The following is a 22195-nucleotide window of genomic DNA, read 5'->3' on the forward strand; positions in this document are numbered from 1 at the left end:
TGGCGTAACGCTTATGCTGCATTTGTTCGCTGGCCTGGATTTCCATACCGGCCTGATGTTAATTCTCGCATTGTTGTTCGTGTTGTTTTATGAAGCCATCAACGGTTTTCATGATACGGCCAATGCGGTCGCTACAGTTATTTATACCCGCGCCATGCGCTCGCAACTTGCGGTCGTGATGGCAGGTTTGTTCAACTTTCTTGGCGTAATGCTCGGCGGTTTGAGTGTTGCTTACGCCATCGTCCACTTGCTGCCTACCGATCTGTTGTTGAACGTCAGTTCAGCACACGGATTAGCCATGGTCTTCTCCATGCTGTTGGCGGCAATCATCTGGAACCTCGGCACCTGGTATTTCGGTCTGCCGGCCTCCAGTTCCCATACGCTGATAGGCGCAATCATCGGTGTCGGTTTAACCAACGCCCTGATGACCCACACTTCGGTGGTGGATGCGCTTAACGTCCCGAAAATGATTGGTATTTTCCTTTCTCTGCTGTTCTCGCCGCTGGTCGGCATGATGGTGGCGGGAGTGATGGTGTTCGCCTTGCGCCGCTATTGGAGTGGCACCAAGAAACGCCAGCGTATCCACATGACCCCTGCGGAACGTGAAAAGGTCGACGGCAAACGCAAGCCGCCGTTCTGGACCCGTATCGCGCTGATCCTGTCGGCGATTGGCGTCAGCTTCTCGCACGGCGCCAACGACGGCCAGAAAGGCATCGGCCTGATCATGCTGGTGCTGATCGGCGTTGCGCCGGCCGGCTTCGTGGTCAATATGAATGCAACCGGTTATGACATCACCCGTACGCGTGACGCCGTGACCCACCTGCAGCAATATTACCAGCAGCACGGCGACGCGCTGTCGCATGCGGTGTCGTTGACGCCGCTGGTGCCAAGCCCGGATGACGAAGCTGCGCCGAACAAGCCGGCCGAGTTCCACTGCGACAGTTCGCGCGCCATGCCGGCGATCGAGCTGGCTCAGGGCATGCTGACCAACCTGCAAAGCTACGATCAGCTGACGGTTGAGCAGCGCAGCCACCTGCGCCGCCTGCTGATGTGCGTGACCGACACGGCGGATAAAGTCGCCAAGCTGCCGGAAACCTCATCCGCCGACCAGCGCTTCCTGAAGAACCTGCGTCAGGATCTGCTGCAGACCGTCGAGTACGCGCCGATGTGGATCATTGTCGCCGTCGCGCTGGCGCTGTCGCTCGGCACCATGGTGGGCTGGAAACGCGTGGCCACCACCATCGGCGAGAAGATCGGCAAGAAAGGCATGACCTACGCCCAGGGCGTATCGGCCCAGATGACCGCGGCGCTGTCTATCGGCGTGGCGAGTTATACCGGCATGCCGGTCTCCACCACCCACGTCCTCTCTTCGGCGGTTGCCGGGACGATGATCGTGGACGGCGGCGGCGTGCAGAGCAAAACCGTGAAGAACATCCTGTTGGCCTGGGTACTGACCCTGCCAATCTCGATTCTGCTTTCCGGTGCGCTGTATTGGGTTGCGTTGAAGCTGATCTAAGCGATAAGCATCATGAGGAAGGCGGCCGCAGGGCCGCCTTTTTTTTGCCTGCATCAAGGGAAACAGGAAGGCATTAATACCAGATCATCAGCGCTATCAGGCTGATGACCACCAGGCCGCACAGGGCCGAGGTCAGCATGAACTGCCCGCGCACCCGTTCGCAGCGGCGAATAAACTCCGGATCGTGGTGCTCGACATAGCGTTGCGCAAAGATATAGCGCACCAGCCTCAGCTGCTTGCTGGGTTGCCCGTGGGCGGTGAAGAAACCGCCGCCATCGACGTATTGGTACAGCAGCGGATCGCAGCCGCGCAATACCACCAGCAATGCGCGCAGAGAAGAGTAATACCGCACCATGTTTACCACACACACCACACATAAGGCCCAAAACAGCGCGACGGTACTGATCATGATTACCCCCTCAAGGCGTTGTTATCCGCGGCCATCCGCCGGGTCCAACCGCCCTACCTCATTACCCGATACTCTGCTGGAGCTTACCGCTCTCATCCCCTTTTTTGCCTGCACGGGCCATGCCCATAACCCACCGCCTCCGGAGACGTTACCGCACCGCACAGAGAAATTTGCACGGCGTGATTCCACTCAGAGGGGAAATGGTGAGGCCCATATTCATCATTGTAGGTTAATGAAACGCAAACTGGCCTGATCAGTGGATAAAATTTACCGCCACGCGCCGAAACGCCCCCGCCGGGGCGTTATAAGTGATAACCGTTCGTCTGCAATTAGTCGTTTTTCCTGGATAGTCTATCCCGCCCCACGCCGCTGATCTTTCCCCCCACGCTGGCTAGACTCAGGTTTCCGTTACGCTCATCCAAGGAAACTGTTATGGCAAACCATTCAATCAAGGGAAAAACCGTCCTGATCGCCGGCGGCGCCAAAAATCTCGGCGGGCTGATCGCGCGCGATTTGGCTGAACAAGGCGCCAAAGCGGTAGTGATCCACTACAACAGCGCCGCCTCCAAAGCCGAAGCGGATAAGACCGTCGCCGCCATCCAGGCCGCCGGGGCGCAAGGCGTCGCGCTGCAGGCCGATTTGACCACCGCGGGCGCGGTCGAGAAGCTGTTCGCCGATGCGGTCGCCGCCGTCGGCAAGCCGGATATCGCCATCAATACCGTCGGCAAAGTGCTGAAAAAGCCGATGGTCGACATCGGCGAGGCCGAGTACGACGAGATGACCGCGGTCAACGCCAAAACCGCGTTCTTCTTCCTGAAAGAGGCGGGCAAACACCTCAACGACAACGGTAAAATCTGCACGCTGGTCACCTCGCTGCTCGGCGCCTTCACGCCGTTCTATGCCGCTTACGCCGGCACCAAGGCGCCGGTGGAGCACTTCACCCGCGCCGCCGCCAAGGAGTTCGGCGAGCGCGGCATCTCCGTGACGGCGGTCGGCCCCGGCCCGATGGACACCCCGTTCTTCTATCCGGCCGAAGGCGCCGATGCGGTGGCGTATCACCAAAGCGCGGCGGCGCTGTCGCCGTTCAGCAAAACCGGCCTCACCGATATCGAAGACGTGGTGCCGTTTATCCGCCACCTGGTCAGCGACGGCTGGTGGGTTACCGGCCAAACTATCCTGATCAACGGCGGCTATACTACCAAGTAACGCCGCATGGGGGGCGCGCGTCTGGCGTCCGCCCCCGCCAGGAGGCGCAGCGTAGAGGATATTGCAATGCACATGCTAATGGTCATTGGCGGAGGCGTAGTTCTCCTGGGATTGTTTGTGCTGTTCGGCTGGCTCTGGGGCGCCAGCGCGGCGGGTATGGCGCTGGCGGCAAAAATTTTCGTCCCGGCCTGGTTGCTGATCGCGGCGGTCAATATGTGGGTGGGCGTCGCCCACGCGGGCTACAGCCTGCGGGCGGAGTTGCCGATCCTGCTGCTGGTGTTCGCGATCCCCGCCGCCATCGCCGCGTTCGTATTCTGGCGCCTCGCCCATGTCTGAAAGTGCCGGCGACCTGCTCAACGTGGTGACGCTACTGGGCGCCGCCGTGGTGGCCGTGCCGCTGTTCAAGCGCTTGGGGCTGGGCTCGGTGCTGGGTTATCTGGCCGCCGGTTTGGCGATTGGGCCGTTCGGCTTTGGTTTGTTCAACGATGCGCAGACCATCCTGCACATCGCTGAACTTGGGGTGGTGATGTTTCTCTTCGTCATCGGCCTGGAGATGCGGCCTTCTCATCTGTGGAACATGCGGCGCGATATTTTCGGCCTGGGCAGCCTGCAGGTATTGAGCTGCGGGCTGCTGCTCACCGCCATCGGCATGGCCTTCGGCTTTTCATTGGCCATCTCCTTCATCTGCGGCATGGGATTCGTGCTGACGTCTACCGCCATCGTCATGCAACTGTTGGGCGAGCGCGGCGACATCGCCAGCCCGCGCGGTCAGAAAATCGTCGCCGTATTGCTGTTTGAAGATCTGATGATTGTCCCGCTGCTGGCGCTGGTGGCGTTCATCGCGCCGGCCGGTTCATCGACGCCGGTATCCGGTTCCGCCTGGGGCGGCATCGCCATCGCCGCCGGTGCGCTGGCCGCGCTGGTGGCGGCCGGCATCTGGCTGCTGAACCCGCTGTTTCGCATTCTGGCGCACGCCAAAGCGCGCGAAGTGATGACCGCAGCCGCGCTGCTGGTAGTGCTTGGCGCCGCTTTGCTGATGCAGCTGGGTGGCCTCTCCATGGCCATGGGCGCCTTTTTGGCCGGCGTGCTGCTGTCGGAATCGACGTTCCGCCATCAGCTCGAAGCCGACATCGAGCCCTTTCGCGGTCTGCTTTTGGGGCTGTTCTTCCTCGGCGTCGGCATGTCTCTCGATCTGGCCGTGGTGGCGCGCAACTGGCCGCTGATCGTCAGCGGCGTGCTGGCGATGATGTTCATCAAAGGCCTGTGTATTTACTGCGTGGCCCGGTTGACGAAAAGCTCGCACGGTGATGCTCTCGACCGCGCCGTACTCATGGCGCAAGGGGGAGAATTTGCGTTTGTGCTGTTCGCCGCTGCGCTGGCCAATCAGGTGCTGCCTGCGGAAGCCAACGCCAACATGACCGCCGTCGTGGTGCTGTCGATGGCTTTGACACCGCTGGCGGTGTTGATCCACCAACGCCTGCGCGCCTCGTCCGACGCCTCGTTGGACGGCACGGAACAGCCCACCGGCTTGACCAACAGCGTGCTGATCGTCGGGTTCGGCCGTTTTGGTCAGATCGTCAGCCAGCACGTTTTGGCGATGGGCGCCGATATCGCCATTATCGACCGCGAACCCCAGGTTGCCCGCGACGCGCAAGACTTCGGCTTCAAAGTTTACTATGGCGACGGTGCGCGCATGGATGTGCTGCATGCGGCGGGCGCCGGCTACGCCCGCGCCATCTTGGTCTGCATTGACGATCCGCAAGCCGCCACGCAGATTGTCGAACACGCCAAAACCCACTTCCCGCAGGCCCGCGTGCTGGCTCGCGCTCATGACCGCGAACATGCCATCGCGCTGATCAAGGCCAATGTGGATTACCAAATTCGCGTCACCTTAGAGTCCGCCATGTCTTTCGGGCATGAAGCTATGTTGGCGTTGGGCTCCGATCCGGAAACCGCGGCGGATCTGATGGCCGAGCTGCGGCGCAAAGATGCCGAACGGTTGGCGATGGAGGTGTCCGGCGGCATTTACGCCGGTACATCGATGATTTTGGGCAATGCGCCGACCAAGGCGAAGAAGGAATGACGGGCATGCCGACCCTTTTCCGCCGGCGCAGCGATGCGCTCGCGGCCGATAATCAAACGGCCGATGAGGTGGTGCGGTTTTGGCGAGACGCCGGCGCAGAGCAATGGTTCCGGCAGGATCCGCGCTTCGACCAACGCTTTCGCGCGCGCTTTTTGGGCCTGCATCTGGCGGCGGCCCGGCGTGAACGCGACGACTGGCTTAAGACGCCGGAAAGCGCGCTGGCGCTGATGATCCTGCTCGACCAATTTCCGCGCAACGCTTTTCGCAACACCGCCCACATGTACGCCACCGATCCGCTGGCGCGCCGCTTCGCCCGCATCGCCATTGCGGCGAACTACATGCAGGCCGTCGAGCCTTCGCTGCGCCTGTTTTTTTGCCTGCCGTTCGCCCATTCGGAAAATCTCGCCGATCAGGATCTTTCCGTGGCGCTAAACGCTCAACTGGGGCCGGCTGAACGCGCGCACGCCGAGGGACACCGCGATATCATCCGCCGTTTCGGTCGTTTCCCACATCGCAATCAGCTGCTGTTGCGCGATACTACCACGCAGGAGCAAGCCTTCCTGGAGCAAGGAGGGTTTGCCGGATAACGCCGCAGAATGCTTTAAGCGGCAATAATAAGGACAATAACGGGCGCATCGATGGACAGATTCAATCAATACCGCGTATTCGTGCAAGTGGCGGAGATGGGCAGCTTTATCCGCGCAGCCCATGTGCTGGAGGTGCCGCGCGCCTCGGTGTCCGCCGCCGTGCAACAGCTGGAAACGCAGCTGGGCGTGCGCCTGCTGCACCGCACCACGCGGCAGGTGCGGCTGACCGCCGACGGCGAACAGCTGCTCGAGCGGCTGCGCCCGCTGCTGGCCGAGGTGGAGGATATCGATCAGTCGTTTCAGGCCAGCCAGCGCCAGGCCTCCGGGCGGCTCAGCGTCGACGTGCCGAGCCGCATTGCCCGCCGGCTGATCGCGCCGGCGCTGCCCAGCCTGCTGCGGCGCCATCCCCACCTGCAGCTGGTGCTCGGCTCCGCCGATCGCGCCATCGATCTGGTGCAGGAAGGGGTCGACTGCGCGGTGCGCGTCGGCGATCTGCACGACAGCAGCCTGGTGATGCGCCCACTCGGCCATATCGCGCTGATCAACTGCGCCAGCCCCGCCTACCTGAGCGAATTCGGCCATCCGCTTCAGCCCGCCGATCTTGCCGAGGGGCACAGGAGCATCGGTTACGCCTCGCCCAAAACCGGCCGCGAATCCCCCTGGGAATACCTGACCGACGACGGCCATACCCAGCGGCTCGAACTGCCCAGCCGGGTGGTGGTCAACAACGCCGAGAGCTATATCGCCTGCTGCCGCGCCGGGCTGGGGCTGATGCAAATCCCGCGCTACGACGTGCAACACCTGCTCGACGCCGGCGAACTGGTGGAAGTCCTGCCCGCTTACCGCGCCGCCTCCATGCCGATCGCCCTGATCTATCCCCATCGTCGCCAGCGCTCACGCCGCCTGGCGGTGTTTCACGAGTGGTTTGAAAGCCTTCTGCAGCCGCATCTGGAGCGCTGATTGCGCATTTAGCGCTATACTTTGTTTAATAACGCTTATAATTCAAGCGGTCAGACCGGCAGCATCCGCATAATCAATAGGCTTTTACGCCGCGCGGGTGTACAACGAAAGGTATCGGGCGGAGAGATTTTCGATGCGGCGCAGTGTGATCGCCCCAACATATCATTGCGTTATCCGAATGATACTATGGAACCAAAAGCGCAAGGCGGGTAAACGGAACGCCTGCTAACCCTTTTAATCGGCATGTTTATGGAAGGAGTATTCTTATGGCTTACAAACACATACTGATCGCGGTGGACCTATCCCCGGAAAGCAAGATCCTGGTAGAAAAAGCCGTCTCGATGGCGCGGCCGTACAACGCTAAAGTTTCTCTGATCCACGTCGATGTCAACTATTCCGACCTCTATACCGGCCTGATCGACGTCAATCTCGGCGACATGCAAAAACGCATCTCCGAGGAAACCCATCAGGCGCTGACCGAGCTGTCGCAAAACGCTGGCTACCCGATCACCGAGACCCTGAGCGGCAGCGGCGATCTGGCGCAGGTATTGGTCGATGCCATCAAGAAATATGACATGGATCTGGTACTGTGCGGCCACCACCAGGATTTCTGGAGCAAGCTGATGTCTTCCGCTCGCCAGCTGATCAATACCGTGCACATCGATATGCTGATCGTGCCGCTGCGCGATGAAGAAGACGAATAAAGTAAGCACTTGCTAACTTAACTGCCCAACGCCCGCGCCCTGCGGGCGTTTTTCATGCCGCCACGCCGATTAATCGCTTGATAATCAACCGCCCTCCGATGATATAGTCGCTAAAGACACAACATCCTCCCCCGGGCATCGCCTATACCCATATCTATAAGAAATAGCGGGGGAAAACTTAATGCTAAAAGGAGTTATCCATGGAATATGCCGTATCGGTAGAGTCTTTCCTGTCCTCGTTACAGCGCCATAACCCCCACCAGCCGGAATATCTGCAGGCGGTGCGCGAAGTCTTCACCTCGCTGTGGCCGTTTATCGAACGCAACCCGCGCTATCGCGAACAGGCCCTGCTGGAGCGCCTGGTGGAGCCCGAGCGCGTCATTCAGTTCCGCGTCAGCTGGGTGGACGATCGCGGCCAGGTGCAGGTCAACCGCGCCTTCCGCGTGCAGTTCAACTCGGCCATCGGCCCCTACAAAGGTGGCATGCGCTTCCATCCGTCGGTAAACCTGTCGATCCTGAAGTTCCTCGGTTTTGAGCAGACCTTCAAGAACGCGTTGACCACCCTGCCGATGGGCGGCGGCAAAGGCGGCTCCGATTTCGATCCCAAGGGCAAAAGCCAGGGCGAGATCATGCGCTTCTGCCAGGCGCTGATGACCGAGCTGTATCGCCACCTGGGGCCGGACACCGACGTGCCGGCCGGCGACATCGGCGTCGGCGGCCGTGAAGTCGGCTTTATGGCCGGCATGATGAAGAAACTGTCCAACAACACCGCCTGCGTGTTTACCGGCAAGGGTCTCTCCTTCGGCGGCAGCCTGATCCGCCCCGAGGCGACCGGCTACGGCCTGGTGTACTTCACCGACGCCATGCTGCAGCGCCACGGCCTGGGCTTTGAAGGCATGCGGGTGGCGGTGTCCGGCTCCGGCAATGTGGCGCAGTACACCATCGAGAAAGCGCTGGAGCTGGATGCGCGCGTGATCACCGTGTCGGATTCCGGCGGCACCCTGGTGGACGAAGACGGCTTCACCACCGAGAAGTTGGCGCACCTGGCGGAGATCAAAAACCAGCGCTACGGCCGGGTGGCGGACTACGCCCGCGAACGCGGCCTGACGTATCTGGCGGGCCAGCAGCCGTGGAACGTGCCGGTGGATATCGCCCTACCGTGCGCCACCCAGAACGAACTGGATCTCGAGGCGGCGCAGACGCTGATCCGCAACGGGGTGAAGGCGGTGGCGGAAGGCGCCAACATGCCGACCACCATCCAGGCCACCGATGCCTTCCTCGACGCCGGCGTGCTGTTCGCGCCGGGCAAGGCGGCCAACGCCGGCGGCGTCGCCACCTCGGGACTGGAGATGGCGCAAAACGCCGCGCGCATCGGCTGGCGGGCAGAGAAAGTGGATGTACGTTTACAACATATCATGGCCGATATTCACCACGCCTGCGTGGAATACGGCGGCGAAGGCAAGCAAACCCACTACGTGCACGGCGCAAATATCGCCGGTTTCGTCAAGGTCGCGGACGCCATGCTGGCGCAGGGCGTGCTGTAATCCGCCTTAAAGGTGATCTTGTTCACACATCGATTAAATGCTTCAATGCCGGCCTCTGCGCCGGCATTTTTTTATGCTTTCTCACCATCCAAATGATGCCAATTGGTTAAATAAAAGTTAACAATAAGTTATTTATCGCTTCTTAATCGGTAGTAAATTTACCACCACAAAATAATTAAACATTTATTTAACACTAAATACGCCATTATTTTACTTAACTGTGCGCAGATCACATTTCGTTAACTTCAGCTACGCCCCCTCTTCCATTCCTTTGTAATCTGCAGCGGTGGAAAAACCGCCACCCCTACAGATAAAAAAAGGTACAGCTAATGAAATTTAACCTCGCATTATTAAATGCATGTGTGGTTTCTGCGTGCATGTTATCGACAACACCTGTGTTCGCCGCTGATAAATATGAGATTGCCGTGGTCGCCAAAGTGACCGGCATTCCGTGGTTCAACCGCATGGAAGTGGGCGTCAACGAAGCGGCAAAAAAACTCGACGTCAACGCCTACCAGACCGGCCCTTCTACCCCGGATCCGGCCGCGCAGGTCAAGGTAATTGAGGATCTGATCGCCAAGAACGTCAACGCCATCATCGTGGTGCCGAACGACGCCAAGGTGCTGGAGCCGGTGCTGAAAAAAGCGCGCGACAAAGGCATCGTGGTGCTGACCCATGAATCCCCGGACCAGCAGATCGGCCAGTGGGACATCGAGACCATCGACAGCGAGAAATATGCGCAGGCCAACGTCGATGAGCTGGCGAAAGACATGGGCGGCAAAGGCGGCTATGCGATCTACGTCGGCTCGCTGACCGTGCCGCTGCACAACGCCTGGGCCGATTCCGCCATCAAATACCAGAAAGAAAAATACCCGGACATGTTTGAAGTCACCTCGCGCTTGCCGGTGGCGGAAAGCATCGACAAATCCTACGCCACCACGCTGGATCTGATGAAAACCTATCCGCAGATGAAGGGCATCATCGGCTTCGGCTCGCTCGGCCCGATCGGCGCCGGCCAGGCGGTGGCCAAGAAACGCGCCAAGGACAAAATCGCGGTGGTGGGCATCGCCATGCCGGCGCAGGCCGCCCCTTACCTGATGCGCGGCGACATCAAAAAAGCGCTGCTGTGGGATCCGAAAGACGCCGGCTATGCGCTGGTGACGGTGGCCGACCAGCTGCTGCAGGGCAAGGAAGTGAACAAGGATCTGGCGATCGAGGGCCTCGGCAAGGCCGACGTCGACATGGAACACAAAGTGATTCGGTTTAATAAGATTTTGGAAGTCACCAAAGACAACGCCCAATCGCTTGGATTCTGATTTTTCGCGTAATTTCGCCACACCGGGAAAGTAGTTAAACCCTCGTAGGGGCGCAGCTTGCTGCGCCCAGGGCTTCGGCCGCTACGCAAGCACAGGTTAACGTTATGACAGCCTCCCCCGCATTTATCACCCTGGAGAATATCAGCAAGCGATTCCCAGGCGTGCTGGCATTAGACCAGATCAACCTGACGCTCAATATTGGCGAAGTGCACTGCCTGGCCGGGCAAAACGGCTGCGGCAAAAGCACCATCATTAAAATCATCTCCGGCGTCTATCAGCCGGAAAAAGGCGCCAACATTTCGCTTGAAGGCAAACTCTTCCACGCCCTGACGCCGCAGCTGTCCGGTTATTACGGCATACAGGTTATCTACCAGGACCTGTCGCTGTTCCCCAACCTGACGGTGGCGGAGAACATCGCCATCCACCGTTACCTGCCCGGCGGCCATTTCTGGGTACGCAAGCGGGTGATGCGCCAGACGGCGCTCGACGCCATGGCGCGGGTCGGCGTACGCATCGATCCCGATAAAAAGGTGGAAAAACTGTCGATCGCCGATCGGCAGCTGGTGGCGATTTGCCGCGCCATCGCCGCCGAGGCGCGGTTGGTTATCATGGACGAACCGACCGCCTCGCTGACCCGCCAGGAGGTCGACGGCCTGCTGCGGGTGGTCAACGAGCTGAAGGCGGCCGGCATCTGCGTGGTATTCGTCAGCCACAGATTGGATGAAGTGATGGAAGTCGCCGATCGCATCAGCGTGATGCGCGACGGCAAGCTGGTGGGCACCTGGCCGGCCAGCGAACTGGACAGCCACGAACTGGCGTTCCTGATGACCGGCCAACGCTTCCACTACAGCCCGCTGCCGCCGCTGCCGCCGGCCGAACAGGCGCCGCTGCTCGAAGTGCGCAACCTCAGCCGCGGCGAGAAATACCGCAACGTCAATCTGGCGCTGCGCGGCGGCGAGATCGTCTCGATCGTCGGCCTGCTCGGCGCCGGCCGCACCGAACTGTGCCTCAGCCTGTTCGGCATGACGCGGCCGGACAGCGGCGAGATCCGCATCGAGGGCCAGGCGGTGCAGCTGCACAACAACCGCGAAGCGGTGCGCCACGGCATCGGCTATGTGTCGGAGGATCGTCTGACGCAGGGGTTGATCATGGAGCAATCGATCTACGACAACACCATCGTCACCGTCTTCGATCGGCTGCATACCTCGCTCGGGCTGCTGGATCACGCCAAAGCGACCGAGCTGGTCAACCGGCTGATCCGCGATCTGAACATCAAGGTGTCCGACAGCGCGCTGCCGGTGAAAACCCTGTCCGGCGGCAACGCCCAGCGCATCGCCATCGCCAAGTGGGTGGCGACCCAGCCGAAGATCCTGATCCTCGACTCGCCCACCGTCGGCGTGGACATCGCCAACAAAGAGGGGATCTACCAGATCGCCCGCGATCTGGCGCAGCTGGGCATGGCGGTGCTGATGATCTGCGACGAGATCCCGGAAGCCTATTACAACAGCCATCGGGTGATGGTGATGCGCAAGGGCGAGCTGATCGCCGAGTTTGCGCCGCACCAGAGTACCGAGCAACAGATCGCCGAGGTGGTGAATGGATAAGTCATTATTGGCCCGCCTGGCCGGGCGGCACGAGTTTTATCTCGGCCTGTTGGTGCTGCTGCTGGCGATCGGCCTGAGCGCCGGCACCGACGAGTTTCTGACGCTCGGCAACCTGACCGACGTCGCCACCAGCTACGCCATTCTCGGCATCCTGGCCTGCGGGCTGTTCGTGGTGCTGATCGCCGGCGGCATCGACATTTCGTTCCCGGCGGTCACCGCCATCGCCCAATACGTGATGGCCAGCTGGGTGATCCAGCACGGCGGCAGCTTCCCGCTGGCGTTCGCCCTGGCGATTGGCGTTGGCCTGCTGCTCGGGCTGGTGAACGGCTTTCTGGTGTACTGGCTGAAGGTGCCGGCAATCATCATCACCATCGCCACCCTCAACCTGTTCTACGGCCTGCTGGTGTACTCCACCAACGGTACCTGGCTGTACGGCTTCCCGGACTGGTTCATGAACGGCATCAACTGGTTCTCGTTCCAGGGTGCCGACGGTTACGACTACGGCCTGACGCTGCCGCTGCTGTGCCTGCTGGCGACCATCGTCGTCACCGGCGTGCTGATGAACCGCACCCGGCTGGGGCGCCAGATCTACGCCATGGGCGGCAACCGCGACGCGGCGTCGCGCCTGGGGTTGAACCTGCTGCGGCTGCATTTTTGCGTCTACGGCTACATGGGCATTCTGGCCGGCGTCGCGGCGGTGGTGCAGGCGCAGATCACCCAGTCGGTGGCCCCCAACTCGCTGCTCGGCTTCGAGCTGACGGTATTGGCGGCGGTGGTGCTGGGTGGCACCAGCATGAGCGGCGGCCGCGGCTCGTTGACCGGCACCCTGCTCGGCGTGGTGCTGCTGGCCTTCCTGCAAAACGGGCTGACGCTGCTCAGCGTCTCGGCCTATTGGCACCAGGTGTTCAGCGGCGCGATCATTTTGATCAGCATCAGCACCACCGCCTGGAACGAAAAACGCAAGCTGCTCAAGGAGATCTGACATGACGCAGTTAACTCGGTTGATCCCAAGCGATCGGATCATTCGCCTGCAGGGCGCGATCATCATCGCGGTGGCGCTGCTGTTCGCCGGGCTGCTCGGATCGCGCTTCTTCAGCCTCGGCAACTTCCAGTCGATCGCCTCGCAGCTGCCGATCCTCGGCCTGCTGGCGCTCGGCATGGGCATCACCATGCTGACCGGCGGCATCAACCTGTCGATCATCGCCGGCGCCAACGCCTGTTCGCTGGTGATGGCGGCGATCATCGTCAGCCACCCTGACCAGCCGCTGTTCCTGGCGCTGGCGCTGGTGGCCGGCCTGCTGGTGGCGGTGGCGATCGGCGCGCTCAACGGCGCGCTGGTAGCCTGGATCGGCGTCTCGCCCATCCTCGCCTCGCTCGGCACCATGACCCTGATCACCGGCCTGAATATCCTGCTGTCCAACGGCGCGGTGATCTCCGGCTTCCCGGCGGCGATTCAATTTCTCGGCAACGGCGCCGTGCTCGGCGTGCCGGTGGCACTGATCCTGTTCCTGCTGGTGGCGGCCGGGCTGTGGCTGTTGCTGGAGCACACCACGCTGGGCCGCAGCCTGTACCTGATCGGCTCCAACGAGCAGGCCACCCGCTTCAGCGGCGTGAACACCGCGCGGGTGCAGGTAGCGGTGTATATCCTGTCGGCGCTGCTCGGCTGGGGCGCCGCCCTGCTGATGATGGCCAAGTTCAACTCGGCCAAGGCCGGCTACGGCGAATCTTATCTGCTGGTGACCATTCTGGCCTCGGTGCTGGGCGGCATTAACCCGGACGGCGGCTTCGGCCGCATTCTGGGGCTGGTGCTGGCGCTGATCGTGCTGCAAATGTTGGAAAGCGGCCTCAATTTGCTGGGGGTCAGCAGCTACCTGACCATGGCCCTGTGGGGCGGCGTGCTGATCCTGTTTATCGCGTTACAGAATCGAAAAGCCTGAGGAGAAAATAATGGCGAGCTATTTTATTGGCGTAGATGTGGGCACCGGAAGCGCGCGCGCGGGCGTATTCGATCTCAATGGCCGCATGGTCGGCCAGGCCAGCCGGGCCATCGATCTGTACCGGCCGAAGGCGGATTTCGTCGAGCAGTCGTCGGATAACATCTGGCAGGCGGTGTGCAATGCGGTGCGCGACGCGGTCAACCAGGCCGACATCAACCCGATCCAGGTCAAGGGGTTGGGCTTCGACGCCACCTGTTCGCTGGTGGTGCTGGATAAAGAGGGCAAGCCGCTGACCGTCAGCCCCTCCGGCCGCACCGAACAGAACATCATCGTGTGGATGGATCACCGGGCGATCGCCCAGGCCGAGCGCATCAACGCCACCAAACACCGGGTGCTGGACTTCGTCGGCGGCATTATCTCGCCGGAGATGCAGACGCCGAAACTGCTGTGGCTGAAACAGCACATGCCCACCACCTGGGCCAACGCCGGCTACCTGTTCGATCTGCCGGACTTCCTCACCTGGCGCGCCACCCAGGACGCCACCCGCTCGCTGTGTTCGACGGTATGCAAGTGGACCTATCTCGGCCACGAACAGCGCTGGGACAAGAGCTACTTCCAGCAGATCGGGCTGGAAGACGTGCTGGAACATGACGCGGCCAAGATCGGCAGCGACGTCAAAATGATGGGCGAGCCGCTGGGCCACGGCCTGACCCAGCGCGCCGCCGGCGAGATGGGGCTGATCGCCGGCACGGCGGTGAGCGTGTCGATCATCGACGCCCACGCCGGCACCCTCGGCACGCTGGGCGCCACCGGCGTCTCCGGCGAGGTGGCCGACTTCAATCGCCGCGTCGCGCTGATCGGCGGCACCTCCACCGGCCATATGGCGATGTCGCGCACCGCGCGCTTTATCGGCGGCGTCTGGGGGCCGTATTACTCGGCGATCCTGCCGGAATACTGGCTGAACGAAGGCGGCCAGTCCGCCACCGGCGCGCTGATCGACCACGTCATCCAGTCGCACCCGTGCTACCCGGAGCTACTGACGCAGGCGAAAACTCAGGGGCAGACCATCTATGAGGTGTTGAACGCCATTCTGCGCCGCATGGCCGGCGAGCCGGAGAATATCGCCTTCCTGACGCAGGACATTCATATGCTGCCGTACTTCCACGGCAACCGCTCGCCGCGCGCCAACCCGACGCTGACCGGCATCCTGACCGGGCTGAAGCTGTCGCGCACGCCGGAGGACATGGCGCTGCACTACCTGGCCACCATTCAGGCCATCGCGCTCGGCACCCGCCACATCATCGAAACCATGAACCACAGCGGCTACAGCATCGACACCATTATGGCCAGCGGCGGCGGCACCAAGAACCCGATCTTCGTGCAGGAGCACGCCAACGCCACCGGCTGCGCCATGCTGCTGCCGGAGGAGAGCGAAGCGATGCTGCTCGGCGGCGCGATGATGGGCACCGTGGCGGCGGGCGTGTTCGACACCCTGCCGGAGGCGATGAGCGCCATGAGCCGCATCGGCAAGACGGTCACGCCGCAGACCAACCAGATAAAAAGCTACTACGACCGCAAATACCGGGTATTCCACGAGCTGTACAACGACCACATGAAATACCGCCGGTTGATGCAGGAGGAGGCGTGATGCAGCAGGAATGGCGGCAGGCGGTGCAGGGTTGGCAAACCTACAGTCAGGAGCTGGCGCAGCTGGGCGAGCGCCTCGACGCGCGCACTTGGCAGCGGCTGCTGACGCTGCTGGCCGACTGCCGCGGTAAAATTGCCGTCACCGGCGTCGGCACCTCGGGGATTGCGGCGCGTAAGATAGCCCACATGCTGGCCTGCGTGGAACGGCCGGCTGTCTACCTCGACGCCACCGGCGCGGCGCACGGCGATCTGGGTTTTCTGCGCGCCGACGATCTGCTGATCCTGATCTCGCGCGGCGGCAATTCCGACGAGCTGACCCGCCTGCTGCCGACGCTGCAGGCCAAGGGCGTGACGCTGATCGCGGTGACGGAAAACCCGCATTCCGCCATCGCACAGGCGGCGCAGTTGACGATCGCCACCGGGGTGCAAAAGGAGATAGATCCGCTGAACATGCTGGCCACCACCTCAATTGTGCTGGTGCTGGCGATCTTCGACGCCGCCTGCGCCTGCCTGATGGCGCGCAGCGGTTACGACAAGGACGCCTTGCTGGCGGTGCATCCGGGCGGCGGCGTGGGGAAAAGCTTGCGGGAGGAAAACTGAGGGCCCGACACGGCGGGCCCGGCAGACATTACAGCGGCATGTAGATATCGAAACGGTGGCTTTTGGTCAGCGTGGCGGCGTGCGCCGGCACGTCGGCCAGCGGCGGCGCGTAGTCCGGGCGCTTCACCACCACGCGCTTGGTCGCCAAACGGCGCGCCGGCTCCAGCAGGCCGTCGGCGTCATCGTCGCTGCCCACCAGCGATTGAAACACCCGCATCTCTTTCTTCACCAGCGCGCTTTTTTGCTTGTGCGGGAACATCGGATCGAGATACACCACTTCGGGGCGCGGGCTGAGATCCGCCAGCGCCGTCAGGCTGGAGGCGTGCAGCAGCGTCAGGCGCTCGCGCAGCCACGGGCCGATTTCCGCATCCTGATAGCCGCGCTGCAGGCCGTCGTCCAGCAACGCCGCCACCACCGGATTGCGCTCCAGCATCCGCACCCGACAGCCCAGCGCCGCCAGCACGAAGGCGTCGCGCCCCAGCCCGGCGGTAGCGTCCACCACGTCCGGCAGATAGCTGCCCCTGATGCCGACCGCTTTGGCCACCGCCTCGCCGCGGCCGCCGCCGAAGCGGCGCCGGTGCGCCATGGTGCCGGTGACGAAATCGACGTAGATCCCGCCGAGCTTCGGCTCGTCGCGCTTGCGCAGCTCCAGCCGCTGCGGGGTCAGTACCAGCGCCATCGGCGCGTCGTCGTCGGACGTCAGCCGCCAGCGCTGCGCCAAAACAGACAAGGCGCCGGGATCGGCGCCTGCTTCACACAATAAACACACGCTCACGTGTCGGGTTATCCTTTAATGCCGTAATGGCGCAGCATAGCATCCAGCTGCGGCTCGCGGCCACGGAAGCGTTTGAACAGCGCCATCGGCTCTTCCGAACCGCCGCGCGACAGGATGTTGTCGAGGAAGGATTTGCCGGTTTCGGCGTTGAAAATCCCCTCTTCTTCGAAGCGCGAGTAGGCGTCGGCCGACAGCACTTCCGCCCACAGGTAGCTGTAGTAACCCGCCGCATAGCCGCCGGCGAAGATGTGGCTGAAGGCGTGCGGGAAGCGGCCCCAGCTTGGCGAAGGCACCACCGCCACCATTTTCTTCACTTCCGCCAGCGTCGGCAGGATCTGCGCCCCTTTTTCCGGGCTGTATTCGAAGTGCATGCGGAAATCGAACAGGCCGAACTCCAGCTGGCGCAGGATGAACAGCGCCGCCTGGTAATTCTTGGCCGCCAGCAGCTTGTCGAGCATGGCCTTCGGCAGCGGCTCGCCGCTCTGGTAATGGCCGGAGATAAACGCCAGCGCTTCCGGCTCCCAGCACCAGTTTTCCATAAACTGGCTCGGCAGCTCGACCGCATCCCACGGCACCCCGTTGATGCCGGAGACGCCGGCGGTATCGATCTGCGTCAGCATGTGGTGCAGACCGTGGCCGAACTCGTGGAACAGCGTGGTCACTTCGTTATGGGTGAACAGCGCCGGCTGGTCGCCCAGCGGGCGGTTGAAATTGCAGGTCAGGTAAGCGACCGGCTTTTGCAGCGTGCCGTCGGCCTTGCGCAGGCTGCCGACGCAGTCGTCCATCCAGGCGCCGCCGCGTTTGTTTTCGCGGGCGTACAGATCGAGGTAGAAGCTGCCGCGCAGCTCGCCGTCGGCGGCGAACAGATCGAAGAAGCGCACGTCCGGATGCCAGGTCTCCACGTCTTTACGCTCTTTGGCGGTGATGCCGTAGATGCGTTTCACCACTTCGAACAGCCCTTCCACCACCCGCTGTTCCGGGAAGTACGGGCGCAGCTGCTCGTCGCTGATGGAGAACAGGTGCTGCTTCTGTTTTTCGCCGTAATAGGTGATGTCCCAGGCTTCGAGCTCGTCCACGCCATAGTGCTGTTTGGCGAAGGCGCGCAGCTGCGCCAGCTCTTGCTCGGCCTGCGGGCGGGCGCGCTTGGCCAGATCGCTCAGGAAGCCGATCACCTGCTCCGGGCTTTCCGCCATTTTGGTCGCCAGCGACTTGTCGGCGTAGGTGTCAAAGCCCAGCAGCTGAGCCAGCTCATGGCGCAGCGCCAGCGTTTCCGCCATCACTTCGCTGTTGTCCCATTTGCCGGCGTTCGGCCCCTGATCGGAGGCGCGGGTGGCGAAGGCGCGGTACATCTCTTCGCGCAGCGCGCGGTTGTCGGCGTAGGTCAACACCGGCAGGTAGCTCGGCATGTCCAGCGTCAGTAGCCAACCGTCCTGCTCTTTGGCCTGCGCCATCGCCTGTGCCTGCGCCAGGGCGCTCTCCGGCAGGCCGCTCAGCTCGGCTTCGTCGGTAATCAGTTTGCTCCAGCCCATGGTGGCGTCGAGCACGTTGTTGCTGTAAGTGGAACCCAGTTCGGACAGGCGCGCGACGATCTCGCCGTAGCGCTGCTGTTTATCCGCCGACAGGCCGATGCCCGACAGTTCGAAATCGCGCAGCGCGTTGTCCACCGCCTTGCGCTGCGGCACGCTCAGCGCCTCAAACGCCGCGCCCTCTTTCAGGCTGCGGTAGGCCTGGTACAGCCCTTCGTGCTGGCCGACCCAGGTGCCGTACTCGGACAGCAGCGGCAGCGCCTGCTCATAGGCGGCGCGCAGCTCCGGGCTGTTTTTCACCGAGTTCAGGTGCCCGATCGGCGACCAGATGCGCGACAGGCGATCGTCCGACTCCGCCAGCGGCTGACACAGATTGTCCCAGGTGAACGGCCCCGGCTGCGCGACCACGCGCTCTACCGCGGCGCGGCAGTCCGCCAGCGCGGATTGCACCGCAGGCACGATATCTTCAGGGCGGATCGCCGAGAACGGCGGCAGGGAAAACGGGGTCAGCAACGGATTTGTCATAGGGCAGTCCTGATTAGCGTTGGGGCCCGCCGTGGGGGCGAGCCTTAAAATGCGTATGAATCTCTAACATGGAGCCAGACAACAGGAAAATCAATGCCCGGCGTTGATCGTTGGTGCCTTAAATGGCGCGTTGGCGGATGCGGGCGGCCAGCGCCGCCAACTGCTCGTCGTCGGCGCGCGCGGCGTCGTGGGAGGAGATATAGCCCTCGTAACGCGCGAAAAACTTCGGCGAGGTCGATTCGATCGGCCGCCACTGCTCCAGCGACGCGGTGCCGTGCAGCGGGATCAGTTTGGCGTGCACATGGTCGACGCCGTAACCCTCGAACACCATACCGCAGCGGCCGACGTCGTCGAACGCGCGATCCAGCTGCTTCGCCACCCGCTTGGTCGCCAGCATCAGCGCGCTCAATACCTCGTCCGGCAGGTCAAAGGCGTAGCTCGGGTGGTGTGCCTTGGGGATCACCACGCTGAAACCGTCGGTGTTGGGAAAGATGGACAGGAACGCCAGATGGTCGTCGTCTTCCCAGATTTTATGGCACGGCGCCTTGCCCGCCACGATGTCGCAAAAAATGCAGCTCATCCTTTCTCCTTGTGATTCACAGCGTTTCAACCCATTCGAACGCTTCGAACACCGGCCGCCAGAACGCCCGTTTGCTCATCGTCCTGTCCCTTTCTGTTAACGTCTGCGGCAACGGAGTCCGGTTTTTCCCGGCCAGACAGTTTATACTGTGCAGATTATAAGCCTTATTGCATTGAATGCTCCGCCTGCGGAGCACAAGGAACCGCCACCCGTCATGTTAAGTTATCGCCACAGTTTCCACGCCGGCAACCACGCCGACGTGCTCAAGCACACCGTTCAGAGCCTGATCATCGAGTCGCTGAAGGAAAAAGAGAAGCCGTTCCTGTATCTGGATACCCACTCGGGCGCGGGCCGTTATCAGCTCAGCGGCGAACACGCCGAGCGCACCGGCGAATACCTGGAAGGCATCGGCCTGCTGTGGCAGCGCGACGATCTGCCGGAAGAGCTGGCGGCCTACATGAGCGTGGTGCACAACTTCAACCGTTCCGGCACGCTGCGCTACTACCCCGGTTCGCCGCTGATCGCCCGCCAGCTGCTGCGCCCGCAGGACAAAATTCACCTGACCGAGCTGCACCCGAGCGACTACCCGCTGCTGCGCAGCGAGTTCCAGAAAGACGAGCGCGCCAAAGTGCAGCGCGCCGACGGCTATCAGCAGCTGAAATCCCAGCTGCCGCCCCTGTCGCGCCGCGGCCTGATCCTGATGGACCCGCCGTATGAAATGAAGACCGATTACCAGGACGTGGTCAAAGGCATTCAGGAAGGCTACAAGCGTTTCGCCACCGGCACCTACGCGCTGTGGTACCCGGTGGTGATGCGCCAGCAGATCAAACGCATGCTGCGCGATCTGGAAGCCACCGGCATTCGCCGCATTCTGCAGATCGAACTGGCGGTGAAACCCGACAGCGATCAGCGCGGCATGACCGCCTCCGGCATGATCGTCATCAACCCGCCGTGGAAACTGGAACAGCAGATGAAAAACGTGCTGCCGTGGCTGCACAAGGTGCTGGTGCCGTCGGGCATCGGCCACCATCTGGTGAACTGGGTGGTACCGGAATAATCCCCGGCAGGGCGCGGTTCGCCGCGCCCTGCGTCCACCTATCGCAGCCATCGACGCAATCTTTGCGACAAACCCCGGTCAGGCGTTAAACTCTTACCCTCTTCAAATTCACAACTCATGGAAATCCCAGATGACGAAACATTACGATTATCTAGCAATTGGCGGCGGCAGCGGCGGTATCGCATCGATCAACCGGGCAGCCATGTACGGCCAAAAGTGTGCGCTGATTGAAGCCAAAGAGCTGGGCGGCACCTGTGTAAACGTGGGTTGTGTACCGAAAAAAGTCATGTGGCACGCGGCGCAGATCGCCGAGGCCATCCATCAGTACGGCCCGGACTACGGCTTCGACACCACCGTCAACGCCTTCGACTGGAAGAAGCTGGTCGCCAACCGCACCGCCTATATCGACCGCATCCACAACTCCTACGACAACGTGCTGGGCAAGAACAAGGTCGACGTGATCAAAGGCTTCGCGCGCTTCGTGGATGCGCACACCGTGGAAGTGAACGGCGAGCTCATCACCGCCGACCACATCCTGATCGCCACCGGCGGCCGCCCGAGCCACCCGGCTATTCCGGGTGCGGAATACGGCATCGACTCCGACGGCTTCTTTGAGCTGGACGCCATGCCGAAGCGCGTCGCCGTAGTCGGCGCCGGCTATATCGCCGTGGAGATCGCCGGCGTGCTGAACGCGCTGGGCGCGGAAACGCACCTGTTCGTGCGCAAGCACGCGCCGCTGCGCAGCTTCGATCCGATGATCGTCGAAACCCTGGTGGAAGTGATGAACACCGAAGGGCCGAGCCTGCATACCGAATCGGTGCCGAAAGCGATCGTCAAGAACGCCGACGGCAGCCTGACGCTGCAGCTGGAAAACGGCAAGGCATTCACCGTCGACTGCCTGATTTGGGCCATCGGCCGCGAACCGGCGACCGACAACCTGAACCTCGGCGTTACCGGGGTGAAAACCAATGAGAAAGGCTATATTGACGTCGATAAGTTCCAGAACACCAATGTCAAAGGCATCTACGCGGTGGGCGACAACACCGGCGCGGTAGAGCTGACCCCGGTCGCCGTGGCCGCCGGCCGCCGCCTGTCCGAGCGCCTGTTCAACAACAAGCCGGATGAGCACCTGGATTACAGCAACATCGCTACCGTGGTGTTCAGCCACCCGCCGATCGGCACTATCGGCCTGACCGAGCCGGAAGCTATCGAGAAGTTCGGCGCGGACAACGTGAAGGTGTACAAATCCTCCTTCACCGCCATGTACAGCGCCGTGACGCAGCACCGCCAGCCGTGCCGCATGAAGCTGGTGTGCGCGGGTAAAGAAGAGAAAATCGTCGGCCTGCACGGCATCGGCTTCGGCATGGATGAAATCCTGCAGGGCTTCGCCGTGGCGGTGAAGATGGGCGCCACCAAGAAGGACTTCGACAACACCGTGGCGATACACCCGACCGCGGCGGAAGAGTTCGTTACCATGCGCTAACCGCTGCGGTTAGCCCATTCTCAGGCCGGTAAACACCGGCCTGTTCTTTTTGTGCGGTTTACTATTCCCTTCGCGCCCGCCTGCTTTTTCTGCCATTATTCTGCCTGATAAATTAGCGGGACTGATACAACCTCCC

The 22195-nt window shown here is 62.0% G+C and carries 20 protein-coding genes; 16 read left to right on the plus strand and 4 right to left on the minus strand.

All coding sequences use genetic code 11. From position 1 onward, the window contains the following. Positions 1 to 13 precede the first annotated feature (13 nt). Complete coding sequence (gene pitA / locus SSARUM2_RS23125) at positions 14 to 1516, plus strand: inorganic phosphate transporter PitA (RefSeq protein WP_033636373.1); 1503 nt, start codon at positions 14 to 16, stop codon at positions 1514 to 1516. A 73-nt stretch (positions 1517 to 1589) separates the two neighbouring features. Here the strand turns inward: pitA and uspB are convergent, their stop codons facing one another. Beyond that, a complete protein-coding gene (uspB, locus tag SSARUM2_RS23130) occupies positions 1590 to 1925 on the minus strand; it encodes a universal stress protein UspB (RefSeq protein ID WP_016930435.1) in 336 nt (111 codons plus the stop codon). A gap of 432 nt (positions 1926 to 2357) precedes the next feature. Here uspB and SSARUM2_RS23135 point away from each other — a divergent pair, with 432 nt between their 5' ends. The 13 genes from SSARUM2_RS23135 to SSARUM2_RS23195 all read left to right on the plus strand — a co-directional run bounded on the left by SSARUM2_RS23135 (position 2358) and on the right by SSARUM2_RS23195 (position 16113). Beyond that, positions 2358 to 3131, plus strand: a complete 774-nt coding sequence (locus SSARUM2_RS23135) for an SDR family oxidoreductase (RefSeq protein WP_049213712.1) — start codon at positions 2358 to 2360, stop codon at positions 3129 to 3131. Between the two features lie 72 nt (positions 3132 to 3203). Then, positions 3204 to 3467, plus strand: a complete 264-nt coding sequence (locus SSARUM2_RS23140; protein ID WP_223182202.1) for a hypothetical protein — start codon at positions 3204 to 3206, stop codon at positions 3465 to 3467. Next, the gene (locus SSARUM2_RS23145; RefSeq protein WP_033649378.1) at positions 3460 to 5214 is read left to right on the plus strand and encodes a monovalent cation:proton antiporter-2 (CPA2) family protein; all 1755 of its coding nucleotides are present in this window, start codon (positions 3460 to 3462) and stop codon (positions 5212 to 5214) included. Before SSARUM2_RS23140 ends, SSARUM2_RS23145 begins: the two co-directional genes overlap by 8 nt. A gap of 5 nt (positions 5215 to 5219) precedes the next feature. Then, positions 5220 to 5801: a DUF924 family protein gene (locus tag SSARUM2_RS23150; protein ID WP_049195636.1), complete on the plus strand. Its 582-nt coding sequence runs from the start codon at positions 5220 to 5222 to the stop codon at positions 5799 to 5801. Between the two features lie 51 nt (positions 5802 to 5852). After that, entirely contained in the window at positions 5853 to 6761 is a 909-nt protein-coding gene (locus tag SSARUM2_RS23155; RefSeq protein WP_033654477.1) for a LysR family transcriptional regulator, read from the plus strand. A 266-nt stretch (positions 6762 to 7027) separates the two neighbouring features. After that, the gene (gene uspA / locus SSARUM2_RS23160; protein WP_004930988.1) at positions 7028 to 7465 is read left to right on the plus strand and encodes a universal stress protein UspA; all 438 of its coding nucleotides are present in this window, start codon (positions 7028 to 7030) and stop codon (positions 7463 to 7465) included. Between the two features lie 200 nt (positions 7466 to 7665). After that, positions 7666 to 9009 carry an NADP-specific glutamate dehydrogenase gene (gene gdhA, locus SSARUM2_RS23165; protein ID WP_033649380.1) on the plus strand — a complete coding sequence of 448 codons (1344 nt, stop codon included), beginning with the start codon at positions 7666 to 7668 and terminating at the stop codon, positions 9007 to 9009. Between the two features lie 329 nt (positions 9010 to 9338). After that, positions 9339 to 10325 (plus strand): autoinducer 2 ABC transporter substrate-binding protein, encoded by a 987-nt coding sequence (locus SSARUM2_RS23170; RefSeq protein WP_033649381.1) that lies wholly within the window; start codon positions 9339 to 9341, stop codon positions 10323 to 10325. A gap of 104 nt (positions 10326 to 10429) precedes the next feature. Then, positions 10430 to 11929: a sugar ABC transporter ATP-binding protein gene (locus SSARUM2_RS23175; RefSeq protein ID WP_033654478.1), complete on the plus strand. Its 1500-nt coding sequence runs from the start codon at positions 10430 to 10432 to the stop codon at positions 11927 to 11929. After that, positions 11922 to 12911 (plus strand): ABC transporter permease, encoded by a 990-nt coding sequence (locus tag SSARUM2_RS23180; protein ID WP_049213714.1) that lies wholly within the window; start codon positions 11922 to 11924, stop codon positions 12909 to 12911. Before SSARUM2_RS23175 ends, SSARUM2_RS23180 begins: the two co-directional genes overlap by 8 nt. 1 nt (position 12912) lies before the next feature. After that, on the plus strand, positions 12913 to 13866 hold the full coding sequence (locus tag SSARUM2_RS23185; RefSeq protein WP_049213716.1) for an ABC transporter permease: 954 nt from the start codon (positions 12913 to 12915) through the stop codon (positions 13864 to 13866). A gap of 10 nt (positions 13867 to 13876) precedes the next feature. After that, positions 13877 to 15514 (plus strand): FGGY-family carbohydrate kinase, encoded by a 1638-nt coding sequence (locus SSARUM2_RS23190; protein WP_039569021.1) that lies wholly within the window; start codon positions 13877 to 13879, stop codon positions 15512 to 15514. Continuing rightward, a complete protein-coding gene (locus SSARUM2_RS23195) occupies positions 15514 to 16113 on the plus strand; it encodes an SIS domain-containing protein (protein WP_033654479.1) in 600 nt (199 codons plus the stop codon). The genes SSARUM2_RS23190 and SSARUM2_RS23195 overlap by 1 nt, the downstream gene beginning before the upstream one ends. A 28-nt stretch (positions 16114 to 16141) precedes the next feature. On the opposite strand, the gene rsmJ is transcribed toward SSARUM2_RS23195, so the two are convergent. The 3 genes from rsmJ to SSARUM2_RS23210 form a co-directional block, all read right to left on the minus strand. After that, positions 16142 to 16888, minus strand: a complete 747-nt coding sequence (rsmJ, locus tag SSARUM2_RS23200; protein ID WP_041037099.1) for a 16S rRNA (guanine(1516)-N(2))-methyltransferase RsmJ — start codon at positions 16886 to 16888, stop codon at positions 16142 to 16144. Positions 16889 to 16896: 8 nt separating this feature from the next. Further along, complete coding sequence (prlC, locus tag SSARUM2_RS23205) at positions 16897 to 18939, minus strand: oligopeptidase A (protein WP_033649387.1); 2043 nt, start codon at positions 18937 to 18939, stop codon at positions 16897 to 16899. 118 nt (positions 18940 to 19057) lie between these two features. After that, positions 19058 to 19519: an HIT family protein gene (locus SSARUM2_RS23210; protein ID WP_120151046.1), complete on the minus strand. Its 462-nt coding sequence runs from the start codon at positions 19517 to 19519 to the stop codon at positions 19058 to 19060. A 214-nt stretch (positions 19520 to 19733) separates the two neighbouring features. On the opposite strand from SSARUM2_RS23210, the gene SSARUM2_RS23215 reads away from it, so the two are divergent. Beyond that, a complete protein-coding gene (locus tag SSARUM2_RS23215) occupies positions 19734 to 20576 on the plus strand; it encodes a 23S rRNA (adenine(2030)-N(6))-methyltransferase RlmJ (RefSeq protein WP_004931012.1) in 843 nt (280 codons plus the stop codon). Between the two features lie 130 nt (positions 20577 to 20706). Then, on the plus strand, positions 20707 to 22059 hold the full coding sequence (gene gorA / locus SSARUM2_RS23220) for a glutathione-disulfide reductase (protein WP_033654483.1): 1353 nt from the start codon (positions 20707 to 20709) through the stop codon (positions 22057 to 22059). Positions 22060 to 22195: the final 136 nt, after the last annotated feature.

Origin of the sequence: Serratia sp. K-E0102 (genome assembly GCF_029962625.1) — a bacterium.
In the GTDB taxonomy this organism is placed as follows: domain Bacteria; phylum Pseudomonadota; class Gammaproteobacteria; order Enterobacterales; family Enterobacteriaceae; genus Serratia; species Serratia sarumanii.

Coding starts and splice junctions, on each gene's coding strand:
- SSARUM2_RS23140 (WP_223182202.1), top strand. CDS start 3,204: ATGCTAATGGTCATTGGCGGAGGCGTAGTTCTCCTGGGATTGTTTGTG.
- pitA (WP_033636373.1), top strand. CDS start 14: ATGCTGCATTTGTTCGCTGGCCTGGATTTCCATACCGGCCTGATGTTA.
- SSARUM2_RS23145 (WP_033649378.1), top strand. CDS start 3,460: ATGTCTGAAAGTGCCGGCGACCTGCTCAACGTGGTGACGCTACTGGGC.
- SSARUM2_RS23215 (WP_004931012.1), top strand. CDS start 19,734: ATGTTAAGTTATCGCCACAGTTTCCACGCCGGCAACCACGCCGACGTG.
- SSARUM2_RS23180 (WP_049213714.1), top strand. CDS start 11,922: ATGGATAAGTCATTATTGGCCCGCCTGGCCGGGCGGCACGAGTTTTAT.
- prlC (WP_033649387.1), bottom strand. CDS start 18,939: ATGACAAATCCGTTGCTGACCCCGTTTTCCCTGCCGCCGTTCTCGGCG.
- SSARUM2_RS23190 (WP_039569021.1), top strand. CDS start 13,877: ATGGCGAGCTATTTTATTGGCGTAGATGTGGGCACCGGAAGCGCGCGC.
- SSARUM2_RS23170 (WP_033649381.1), top strand. CDS start 9,339: ATGAAATTTAACCTCGCATTATTAAATGCATGTGTGGTTTCTGCGTGC.
- SSARUM2_RS23195 (WP_033654479.1), top strand. CDS start 15,514: ATGCAGCAGGAATGGCGGCAGGCGGTGCAGGGTTGGCAAACCTACAGT.
- gorA (WP_033654483.1), top strand. CDS start 20,707: ATGACGAAACATTACGATTATCTAGCAATTGGCGGCGGCAGCGGCGGT.
- SSARUM2_RS23150 (WP_049195636.1), top strand. CDS start 5,220: ATGCCGACCCTTTTCCGCCGGCGCAGCGATGCGCTCGCGGCCGATAAT.
- SSARUM2_RS23135 (WP_049213712.1), top strand. CDS start 2,358: ATGGCAAACCATTCAATCAAGGGAAAAACCGTCCTGATCGCCGGCGGC.
- SSARUM2_RS23155 (WP_033654477.1), top strand. CDS start 5,853: ATGGACAGATTCAATCAATACCGCGTATTCGTGCAAGTGGCGGAGATG.
- gdhA (WP_033649380.1), top strand. CDS start 7,666: ATGGAATATGCCGTATCGGTAGAGTCTTTCCTGTCCTCGTTACAGCGC.
- uspA (WP_004930988.1), top strand. CDS start 7,028: ATGGCTTACAAACACATACTGATCGCGGTGGACCTATCCCCGGAAAGC.
- SSARUM2_RS23175 (WP_033654478.1), top strand. CDS start 10,430: ATGACAGCCTCCCCCGCATTTATCACCCTGGAGAATATCAGCAAGCGA.
- uspB (WP_016930435.1), bottom strand. CDS start 1,925: ATGATCAGTACCGTCGCGCTGTTTTGGGCCTTATGTGTGGTGTGTGTG.
- SSARUM2_RS23185 (WP_049213716.1), top strand. CDS start 12,913: ATGACGCAGTTAACTCGGTTGATCCCAAGCGATCGGATCATTCGCCTG.
- SSARUM2_RS23210 (WP_120151046.1), bottom strand. CDS start 19,519: ATGAGCTGCATTTTTTGCGACATCGTGGCGGGCAAGGCGCCGTGCCAT.